At 72.7% G+C, this 9,172-nt stretch carries 9 protein-coding genes; 5 read left to right on the top strand and 4 right to left on the bottom strand.

Translation table 11 applies throughout. The features are described 5' to 3' along the window. Nucleotides 1–397: 397 nt before the first annotated feature. Nucleotides 398–1,795, bottom strand: a complete 1,398-nt coding sequence (locus ACFFNX_RS33075; protein WP_378209797.1) for an NB-ARC domain-containing protein — start codon at nucleotides 1,793–1,795, stop codon at nucleotides 398–400. A gap of 430 nt (nucleotides 1,796–2,225) precedes the next feature. Beyond that, nucleotides 2,226–3,035: a helix-turn-helix transcriptional regulator gene (locus ACFFNX_RS33070; protein WP_378209796.1), complete on the bottom strand. Its 810-nt coding sequence runs from the start codon at nucleotides 3,033–3,035 to the stop codon at nucleotides 2,226–2,228. Between the two features lie 140 nt (nucleotides 3,036–3,175). On the opposite strand from ACFFNX_RS33070, the gene ACFFNX_RS33065 reads away from it, so the two are divergent. The 4 genes from ACFFNX_RS33065 (at nucleotide 3,176) to ACFFNX_RS33050 (ending at nucleotide 7,314) form a co-directional block, all read left to right on the top strand. Continuing rightward, entirely contained in the window at nucleotides 3,176–3,463 is a 288-nt protein-coding gene (locus ACFFNX_RS33065; protein WP_378209795.1) for a YiaA/YiaB family inner membrane protein, read from the top strand. 98 nt (nucleotides 3,464–3,561) lie between these two features. Further along, nucleotides 3,562–3,984, top strand: a complete 423-nt coding sequence (locus ACFFNX_RS33060) for a Zn-ribbon domain-containing OB-fold protein (RefSeq protein ID WP_378209794.1) — start codon at nucleotides 3,562–3,564, stop codon at nucleotides 3,982–3,984. Further along, nucleotides 3,981–5,123, top strand: coding sequence for a thiolase C-terminal domain-containing protein (locus ACFFNX_RS33055; protein ID WP_378209793.1), 1,143 nt, complete (start codon nucleotides 3,981–3,983; stop codon nucleotides 5,121–5,123). Before ACFFNX_RS33060 ends, ACFFNX_RS33055 begins: the two co-directional genes overlap by 4 nt. A 94-nt stretch (nucleotides 5,124–5,217) precedes the next feature. Then, nucleotides 5,218–7,314: a DUF6351 family protein gene (locus tag ACFFNX_RS33050; protein WP_378209792.1), complete on the top strand. Its 2,097-nt coding sequence runs from the start codon at nucleotides 5,218–5,220 to the stop codon at nucleotides 7,312–7,314. Here the strand turns inward: ACFFNX_RS33050 and ACFFNX_RS33045 are convergent. Beyond that, on the bottom strand, nucleotides 7,305–7,805 hold the full coding sequence (locus ACFFNX_RS33045; protein ID WP_378209791.1) for a DUF6194 family protein: 501 nt from the start codon (nucleotides 7,803–7,805) through the stop codon (nucleotides 7,305–7,307). The two genes, ACFFNX_RS33050 and ACFFNX_RS33045, sit on opposite strands and share 10 nt — an antisense overlap. A 162-nt stretch (nucleotides 7,806–7,967) precedes the next feature. Between ACFFNX_RS33045 and ACFFNX_RS33040 the strand changes: the two genes are divergently transcribed. Beyond that, nucleotides 7,968–8,921 (top strand): amidohydrolase family protein, encoded by a 954-nt coding sequence (locus tag ACFFNX_RS33040; RefSeq protein ID WP_378209790.1) that lies wholly within the window; start codon nucleotides 7,968–7,970, stop codon nucleotides 8,919–8,921. Here ACFFNX_RS33040 and ACFFNX_RS33035 read toward each other — a convergent pair. Continuing rightward, on the bottom strand, nucleotides 8,866–9,172 hold a 307-nt coding region (locus ACFFNX_RS33035; RefSeq protein WP_446678540.1), incomplete at its 5' end, for a hypothetical protein. The two genes, ACFFNX_RS33040 and ACFFNX_RS33035, sit on opposite strands and share 56 nt — an antisense overlap.

Below are 9,172 nucleotides of genomic sequence, written 5' to 3'. Positions count from 1 at the left end.
CGGCCGTCACGGCCCGGCCGAGGGCCCGGGCGCCAGGCCGCCGGCGAGGTGGTGAGCGAGACCTTCGTGGTGGCCCGGCGGCGCCTCGCCGAGATGCCGACGGCGTCCACTGCCACGGCTCGGGACGGCGGCGCGGCCCTGCCGACGTTTCACGGGCGCGCCGTCTCCAGCTGCCCGCTCAGGCTTCCGACGACTCCCCCATCGCTGCGAACTTCAGCGGGCCGACACGGTCGCCGGAGCTCTGAGAGCCATCGGGGACGGGACGGGACACGCACCGCGCCTCACCAACCGCGCACGGGCACCGCACCACCACGTCGGTCCACCACGTACCGCGCCACCACCGCACATTGGAACATCACCGGCCATCCGCACCACCGGCACCGTCCGCCCCGGGCTCTCAGGTCTCCGGTGGTTCCCAGGCCGCGGCTAAGGGCTCGCGGGTCGGGTCCTCGCTCTCGTCGGCATCGGCGGCGCGTTGGCCTCGGAGCGTCGTCTCGCCGAGTAGGGCGGCGTCCCGGGTGCGGCGGCATCGTGCCTCGCGGAGCGCGCGTGCGGCGTTGCGCAGGCGGCCGGGGCTCCACTCTCGGTCCAGGATCTGCGCCACGATCAGTAGCAGCTTCGCCGCCTGGGTCAGTGGTCCGCCGGGCTCGTACGCGGCGCGCTCGACCGCGGTGAGAATGGCGTCCTGTTCGACGAACAGCCATGCGCGCGCGGCCTCGCGGGTGAGGCCGCGCGCTTGGACGTCCCTCTTCGACGGCGGCGTGCCCAGGACCCTGGTCGCGTCGCGCGCCGCCGCGAGGTAGTGGTCGAGTAGACGGCGCAGGGCTCGTACGCGCTCCTCCCGGGTGCCGGAACGGTTCAGCGCGAAGAGCCGGAGCAGGTCGTGAAAGCGGTACCGGCCCGGGGCGCAGCTCTCCAGCAGGCTCAGGTCGGCCAGCGTCTCCAGGATGTCGTCCGCGTGCTGGGGTCGCAGGCCGAGCGCGGCACCGGCGGCGCCGGTCGAGAAGCCGGGCCCGTCGGCCAGCGCCAGCAGCCGGAACGCCCGTGCCTCGTCCCTTCCCAGCAGGTCATAGCCCAGCCGGAAACAGGCGACGGCCGCGGGCAGTTCCTCCATCCGGCCACGGGCGAGACGGCGGGCCAGGGTGCCGATCCGCAGCGAGGGGCGGGCCGCCAGCCACGCCCCGGCGCCGCGTACGGCCAGCGGCAGGAACCCGCAGGCGGCCACCAGGTCGAGAGCCGCGGCGCGCTCGGCCGCCACGCGCTCCGCGCCGGCCGCGCTCTCCAGGAGCGCCACCGCCTCGTACGGCTCCAGCACGTCGAGGTCGAGCCGCCGGACCCCGGGCAGTCCGGCCATCGTGGCACGGCTCGTCACCAGCACCGCGGACCCGGGCGTCCCGGGCAGCAGAGGCCATACCTGAGCCGGGCCGCGCGCGTCGTCCAGCAGCACCAGCACCCGCCGGTCGGCCAGTTCGGATCGGTAGAGCGCCGCGCGTTCCTCCGGCGCGTCGGGGACCTCGCCTCGGCCGAGGGCGCGCAGCAACCCGCCGAGCACGGCGTACGGCTCGGCCGGGCGATCGGCCATCCCGCGCAGGTCGACGTACAGGAGGCCGCCCGAGAACCGTTGCCGTACGGCGTGCGCGACGTGCACCGCGAGAGTGGTCTTGCCGACACCGCCCATGCCGTTCACGGCGGCGATCGGCATCGACGCGCCGGACTCGAGCACGCCGATCAGCTCGGCGACGGCGCCGCTTCGTCCGACGAAGTCCCCGATGTCCGGCGGGAGCCGGTACGGCATCACAGGTTCCTCCGCGTGAACGTGTCGAGAAAGAGAGCCCTGCACCGGTCCGTCACCTCCGGTGCAGGGCCCCGGCTTCCCGGCCGGTCCGGCACGGGTCGCCACCCCCGTCTCGCCCGGCAACGCAGCGGCATTGGCCTCCGGGCGAATGGCCGGGCCAATACCCCCTCGGCCCGTCCACGTGAAAGATTCTGCGGGGCGGCGATCAACGTCTGATCAACGCGGAATCAACGCGAGCGGGCACGGTCGCGGCCCGCAGCTCGTGGAGTGTCCGTCGTGCGGGTTCGGGAAGGCCGGATCGCTCCAGCGCGCCAAGGCGGGGACGGCGACCGAGCCGGGCGCCGCGCTGCGGCTGAGCGCGTCCTCGTCACCGGCGCGGGGAGGTACCCAGGCGATCGCAGGTGGCGGGGGCGTACGAAACCGGTCCCGCTCACGCCGCTTCGGCGCTGAGGGTTCGGGCCACGGATCGGTGGGCTGCGATGCGGGCGGGTACGGCGCCGAGTGCCGCCGTCGCGGGCAGGACGGCGAGCAGCAGCCACGCAGAGGGCCAGGCCGCGTTCGGTGCGCTGAGGGCAAGGCACAGGATGACGCCCAGGGGGATGCCGGCGAACGCGCCCGGCAGGGTCGGCAGTAGTTGTGCGGTGGAGAGTCCGGCGGTGATCTGCCCGGGGGTGGCGCCGAGGGCGTCGGCAGCAACGCGGACACCCTGGTCAGGTGCGCCCGGGTGTTGGGGCTGGTGGGCGGTGTCGGCGAGTGCGGTGACGGTCGCGGTGCGCCGGGCCCGTACGGTCGGGCCCAGGGTCATGAGGCCCGCCACGGCCAGGACGACGATGGTCGTGATGGCGATGGTGCCGCCGGTCGGCCTGGTGGCGGCGGTGATGAGGCCGGCGCTGGGATTGATGATGGCGGGCTCGATCAGCCGGGCGGCGGCCGCCGCGGCGAGTTTGAGGTGGAGGTCCGCCAGGTCCGGCTTCGGCCAGCTCACCTCGCGCAGCCTGTCGGCCACCCGCTGCTGTCCGGCCGGCGTCAGCGCGTACACCTTGCGGTCCGGCCGGTTCGGCAGCCCGTCCGCCGGTTCGCAGCCGACAAGGCCCGCCTTCTCCAGCCGGGTCAGGGCCGCACAGACCTGGCCCGCGTTCATCGACTCGCCCAGCGGCCCGAGCGCCCGCCGCAGCCGGGCGCGCAGGTCGTAGCCGGGCGACGGCTCTTTGGCGAGCATCGCCAGCAGTGCGTCCTGCATGGTCCACCCCCTGACGGCGAGCCGATAGACAGCGGGTAGCTGATCGGGCGTCAAGGTCACGCGGAACCGGTCCCCGGCACGGGAGTGAGTTGAGTACTCCTACTCATGTGGGCGAGTCCGCACGAGCGGACGATGTGGACATGAGCACAACGGTCAGATCAAGCACCACGGCCGCGTTCCTGGTTCAGGCGGCCATCTCGTTCGGGGTTTCACTGGCGGCCTGCGTGATCGGCATCGCCTATCTTCCGGTCGGCGGATGGATCAGGGCGTTCCTGGGGCTCGCGCTGCTGTACGCGGTGACCTCCACGTTCAGCCTTGCCAAGTGCATTCGGGACCGGCTGGAGACGGCCACCTTCGTCGGGCGGGTGGATCAGGCCCGGCTGGACAAGCTGCTCACCGAACACGACCCGTTCAAGGTCGACACGTGACCCCCAGATCATGGGGGCTGGCCGACTTCTAGAAAAGCGTTCTAGAATTAGCGTCGCATCCGTGAGGAAGCGCTCAGGCTCCACCGAAGGGGCGACGCATGTCCGCCGACCAGTCCAAGGCGATTCCCCGACCGACACCCGAGACGCGCCCGTTCTGGGACGGCGCCGCAGCCGGTGAGCTGCGGATCCAGCGCTGCGTCGCCTGCGCGCGGCACTACTTCTACCCGCGCCCGATCTGCCCCCACTGCGGGTCGTCCGACGTGGAGTGGGTGACGGCCAGCGGACGGGCCAGGCTCTACTCCTACGTCATCAGCCATCGCCCGGCGCCGGGCTTCGCCGACGACGGTCCGTACGCGATCGCCGTCGTGGAGCTGGAGGAGGGCGTGCGGATGATGACCAACATCGTGCACACCGAGATCACTCCGGCGAACCTCGAGCTGAACATGCCGCTGCGCGTGGTGTTCGAGCCGCGCGGCGACGTGCACGTTCCGCTCTTCGAGCCGACGGAGGAGGGCCCGTGAGCACCGTCATCGTCGGCGCGGCCGAGACCGACGAGGTGGGCCGGCTGCCGGAACACTCGGCGTTCCGGCTGCACCTGGAGGGCGCGCGCAACGCCCTCGCCGACGCGGGCCTGACCAAGGACGACATCGACGGGGTCGCGACGGTCGGCACGCCCGGCCCGGTCCAGGTCGCGCACGCGCTGGGCATCGCCCCGGCCTGGCTCGACGGCACCTCGGTCGGCGGCACGTCGTTCCTGTTCCACGTACGCCACGCGATGGCGGCGATCGAGGCCGGCCTGTGCCACACCGTGCTCGTCACGCACGGCGAGTCCGGGCGGTCGCGGGTCGGCGCGCCGCCGCGGGCGTTCGGGCCCGACTCGCTGCCGGGCCAGTTCGAGCTGCCGTACGGGACGACGGGACCGGCCACGACCTTCACCGTCACCGCGCTGCGGTACATGAAGGAGACCGGGCTCACCCACGAGGAGCTCGCCTCGGTCGCGGTCGCCCAGCGCCGGTGGTCCAGCCGCAACCCGCGCGCCGCAATGCGCGACCTGGTCACCGTCGAGGACGTGCTCTCCTCGCGGCTCGTCGCCTACCCCTTCCACCTGCTCGAATGCTGCCTCGTCACCGACGGCGGCGGGGCGCTGGTCCTCACCTCGCGCGAGCGCGCCGAGGCGCTCGGCACCCGCAGGCCGCCCGTCCACGTCCTGGGCGCCGGCGAGTCGGCCGAGTCGCCGATCATCTCCCAGATGGAGGACTTCACCACGTCGCGGTCGTTCCGGCTGTCGAGCCAGGCGGCGTTCGCCGAGGCGAAGATCACCCACGACGACGTCGACCACCTGATGATCTACGACGCGTTCGCGCACGTCCCGATCTACGGGCTGGAGGACATGGGCTTCGTCGGGCGGGGCGAGGCCGGCGCCTTCATCGCCGAGGGGCACACCTCCCCGGGCGGCCGGCTGCCGATGAACACCAACGGCGGCGGCCTGTCCTACACCCATACCGGGATGTACGGCATGTTCGCGATGCAGGAGTCGATCCGGCAGCTCCGCGGCGAGGCCGCGGCGCAGGTGCCCGGCGTCCAGATCGGGGTCGTCCTCGGCAACGGCGGAATGTTCATGTCCGCCGCCACACTGGTGCTCGCGAACCGTCTGCCCTGACACTGGTCCCCGGCGTCCGCCCGTGCCTCCTCGGGCGGCGGCCGATCCCCCCGGCGCCGCGCCCCCGCGGCGCCCCGAGTGAGCGGAGTGGCCCGTGGCAGATCGACGACGGCTCCTCACCGTCGCCTGCGTTGCGCTGGCGACGGCGTTGCCTCTCGTGCCGGGCGCGGCAAGCGCGTCGCCGGCCTCGCACGAGCGCCTGACCATCACGTCCGTGTCCAATCCCCGGCCCGACCTCGTCAGCGGCGGCCAGGTGCTGATCCGCGTCGTCCCGGCGGGCTCGCGCCGGACGACCGTCACCGCGAACGGGCACGACGTCACCGCGGGACTGCGCCGCGAGGCCGACGGCAGCCTTCTCGGGCCGGTCGGCGGCCTGCGCGACGGCGCGAACACGATCGACGCCCGGCAGGCGGGCGCCCGCGCCACGCTGCGCGTCGTGAACCATCCGATCACCGGGCCGGTCTTCTCCGGCCGCCGGCAACTCCCGTTCTACTGCGAGACCGAGGCGTTCGGGCTGCCGGCGGCCGCCCAGCCGTACTGCTCGGCGCCCACGCAGGTCACCTACCAGTACCGCACGACCGCCGGGGCGTACGCGCCGCTCGCCGACCCCTCCGCGCGGCCGGCCGACCTGGCCACCGCGACGGTGAACGGCGCGACGGTCCCCTACATCGTGCGGGTCGAGCGCGGCACCATCGACCGCGCGGTGTACGAGATCGCGGCGCTGTACGACGGAGCGGCGCCCTCGCCGACCGCGCCGGACCGGAGCTGGAACGGCCGGCTCGTCTACACCTTCGGCGGCGGCTGCAACGCCGGCTACCACCAGGGCCGCTCGACCGGCGGCGTGCTGGACGACCTGTTCCTGGGGCAGGGGTACGCCGTCGCCTCCTCCACGCTGAACGTGCTGGACAACAACTGCAGTCCGATCATCTCCGCCGAGGCCGCGATGATGGTCAAGGAGCACTTCGTCGAGACGTACGGGCCGGTCGCCCACACGATCGGCTGGGGCGGCTCCGGCGGCGCGATCCAGCAGTACGACATCGCCGAGAGCTACCCGGGCATCGTGGACGGCATCGTTCCCGGCGTCTCCTTCCCCGACCCGCTGACCACGCTCGGTCCGGTGACGGACTGCCGGCTGCTGGACCGCTTCTTCGCCGGTACGGGGACGGCGTTCACCGACGCGCAGAAGAAGGCGATCGCCGGGTTCAACGACTTCACCACCTGCCCGTCGTGGGACCAGACGTTCGCCAGCCGCGCCACCGCGACGGACAGCTGCGACCCGGCCGTTCCGGTCTCCGCTCGCTGGAACGCGGAGACCAACCCCTCCGGCGTCCGGTGCAACGCCGACGAGCAGTTCGCGAACCAGCTCGGCCGTGACCCGCGGACCGGGTTCGTCCGCAGCACGCTGGACAACACCGGCATCCAGTACGGCCTGGCCGCGTTGAAGGCAGGGGCGATCACGTCGGCGCAGTTCACCGCGCTCAACACCTCGATCGGCGGCCTCGACTACACCGGAAAGCCCGTGGCGGCCCGCACCGAGGCCGACCCGAAGGCGCTCGCGGCGGCGTACGCGAACGACATCGTCAACTCCGCCGCGCAGGGCCTGCGGCAGACACCGATCATCGACCAGCGCACCGACCTCGACCTCGCCGGGCCGGGGAACGACATCCACACGACCGAGTGGTCGTTCGCGATGCGGCAGCGCCTGCTGCGGTCGAACGGCACGGCGGCCAACCAGATCATCATCGAGAGCGACACGACCCCGGCGCAGGTCGCGGCCGCGTCGGCGTACGAGCTGGACGCCATGGACCGCTGGCTCACCGCCATCGACGACGACCACTCGGGCCGCGACCTGCGGCACAAGGTCCTCGCGGACCGGCCGGCCGACCTGGCCGACGGCTGCTACCTGTCGGCGGCGGACCGGATCCGCGAGCCCCTCACCTACCCGTCCGGCGGGCGGTGCGGCGCACGCTATCCGGTGGCCGCCGATACTCGCCTGGTGGCCGGGGAACCGCTCGCCATGGACGTCATGAAGTGCGCGCTGAAGCCGCTGGACTTCCGCGACTACCCGGTCACCTTCACCGCGGACGAGCAGCGGCGGCTGCGAGCGACGTTCCGCACGGGCGTCTGCGACTACGACCGGCGCTCCACCGGATGGCGTAGGCCCGCCGGCGCCTGGCTGACCTACCGCTGAGCGCCGGTCCCCCGTGCGGTGCGGCGGCGATGGCTCCGCACCGCACGGGCGTGGGCGTCGGTGAGGAGGGACCGCGCCAGGGCCGTGGTCCTCTCCCCGGGGTTGAGGATGGCGACCCAGGACTGGGCCGCGTACACCGGGTGCGGGATCAGCGTGTCGACGGCGGTGTGGTCGACGTCCGCCGACCGTGAGGGGTACTCGGCGGGCGGGTAGCCGAGCAGTTCCTCGAACGCGGCGCGGCCGAGGGCGATGTTGAGACGGTACACACCGGGGCGGTTCAGGTCCGAGGCGGTGTCGAAGCCGTCGTAGTCCTTGGTGACGATGGTGGCGAAGGGCATCCGGCGGTCGGCGGGCATGTCGCCGTCAGGGTCGTGGAAGAAGAAGGAGTCGCCCCAGGCGGCCTCCGGCGCCCCGGTCTCCTCCCCGGCGGTCTCCGCGACGACGCCGGGCAGTGCCGACACGAACGCGATGATCTCGTGCTGTGATTCCATACGTTCGAGCGTCTCATTGGAGCACCCTGTGAGACTTACCATGAGAAATCCCGGGAAAAGCAAGCCGAACCCTCAATGCCGATACCGCTCACCCCGCGATGTCGTCCATCGTGGTGTGGACGTACCCGCACACGTAGAACGGCTTGATGGGGAGGAATCACGATGTCGGCTCGCAGTTCGGTCATCGACTTCCACGCACACTTCGTGCCCGACTTCTACCGGGACGCGGCCATCGGCGCCGGGTACGGGAACCCGGACGGCATGACGGGCTTCCCGCACTGGAGCGAGGACGAGGCGCTGCGCATGATGGACCGGGGCGGGATCGGGGTGGCGGTGGCCTCGGTGTCATCGCCCGGAGTCCACTTCGGCGACGACGCCGCGGCGCGGCGTCTGGCCCGCGACGTCAACGAGTTCAGCGCGAGCGTGCGGGACCGGCACCCGGACCGGTTCGCCCTCCTGGCCTCGCTGCCGCTGCCCGACGTCGAGGGCGCGCTGGCCGAGATCGCCTACGCCTACGACGAGCTGCACGCCGACGGCGTCACGCTGAAGACGAACGCCCGCGGACTGTACCTCGGGGATCCGGCGATGGAGCCGGTTCTGGACGCCCTCGACCGGCGGCGCGCGCTGATCGTCCTCCACCCGACGTCGCCGCCGGGCGCGGAGGCGGTCTCGCGGGGCTGGGGACGGCCGATGATCGAGTTCCCGTTCGACACCACCCGGGCCGTCGCCGACCTGCTCCTGCGCGGCGGAATCGCCCGGCGTCCGGGCATCCGGATGGTGGTCCCGCACGGCGGCGGCGCCCTCGCGGCGCTCGCGGACCGGGTCGAGGAGTTCGCGCGCATGGTCGTCGGGGGCGACGGCCCCGACGTGACCGGCCAGCTCCGGCACCTGTACTACGACCTCGCCGGTTTCCCGATCCCACGGCAGCTGCCGTCGCTGCTGGCGATGACCGATCCCTCCCACCTGCTCTACGGAACGGACTGGCCGTGGACGCCCGAGGTGATCGTCACCGCCGGCACCGCCGAGCTCAAGGCGACCCCGCTCCTCGACCAGGACGAGGTCACCGCGATGATGACGACGAACGGCCTCCCGCTGCTCGACCGATTCGGCACCTGAGCACGACGAGCCCGAGCAACAGGTCCCGTACGGCGGCGCCGGGTCGAGCAGGTCGCGGGAGCTCGGCGTCGACCGGGTGCGACACCGCCACGAAGTCGCCGTAGGAGGAACGGGGGTCGGCGTCGCGGGCACGCAGGTGGGCACTGGTGAGGTCGCCGACGCGGCCGAGCCCGTACGGCTCCGCGGCGACCGCCTCGACCGGCCCGGACACGGCCGCCCCGGCCGGCGGGACGTGCTCGAACGAGGCGGCC

This window comes from Actinoallomurus acaciae (assembly GCF_042429965.1).
In the GTDB taxonomy this organism is placed as follows: domain Bacteria; phylum Actinomycetota; class Actinomycetes; order Streptosporangiales; family Streptosporangiaceae; genus Actinoallomurus; species Actinoallomurus acaciae.
The sequence above is the reverse complement of the archived record's forward strand: the minus strand, read 5'-3'. Positions and strand labels throughout refer to the sequence as shown.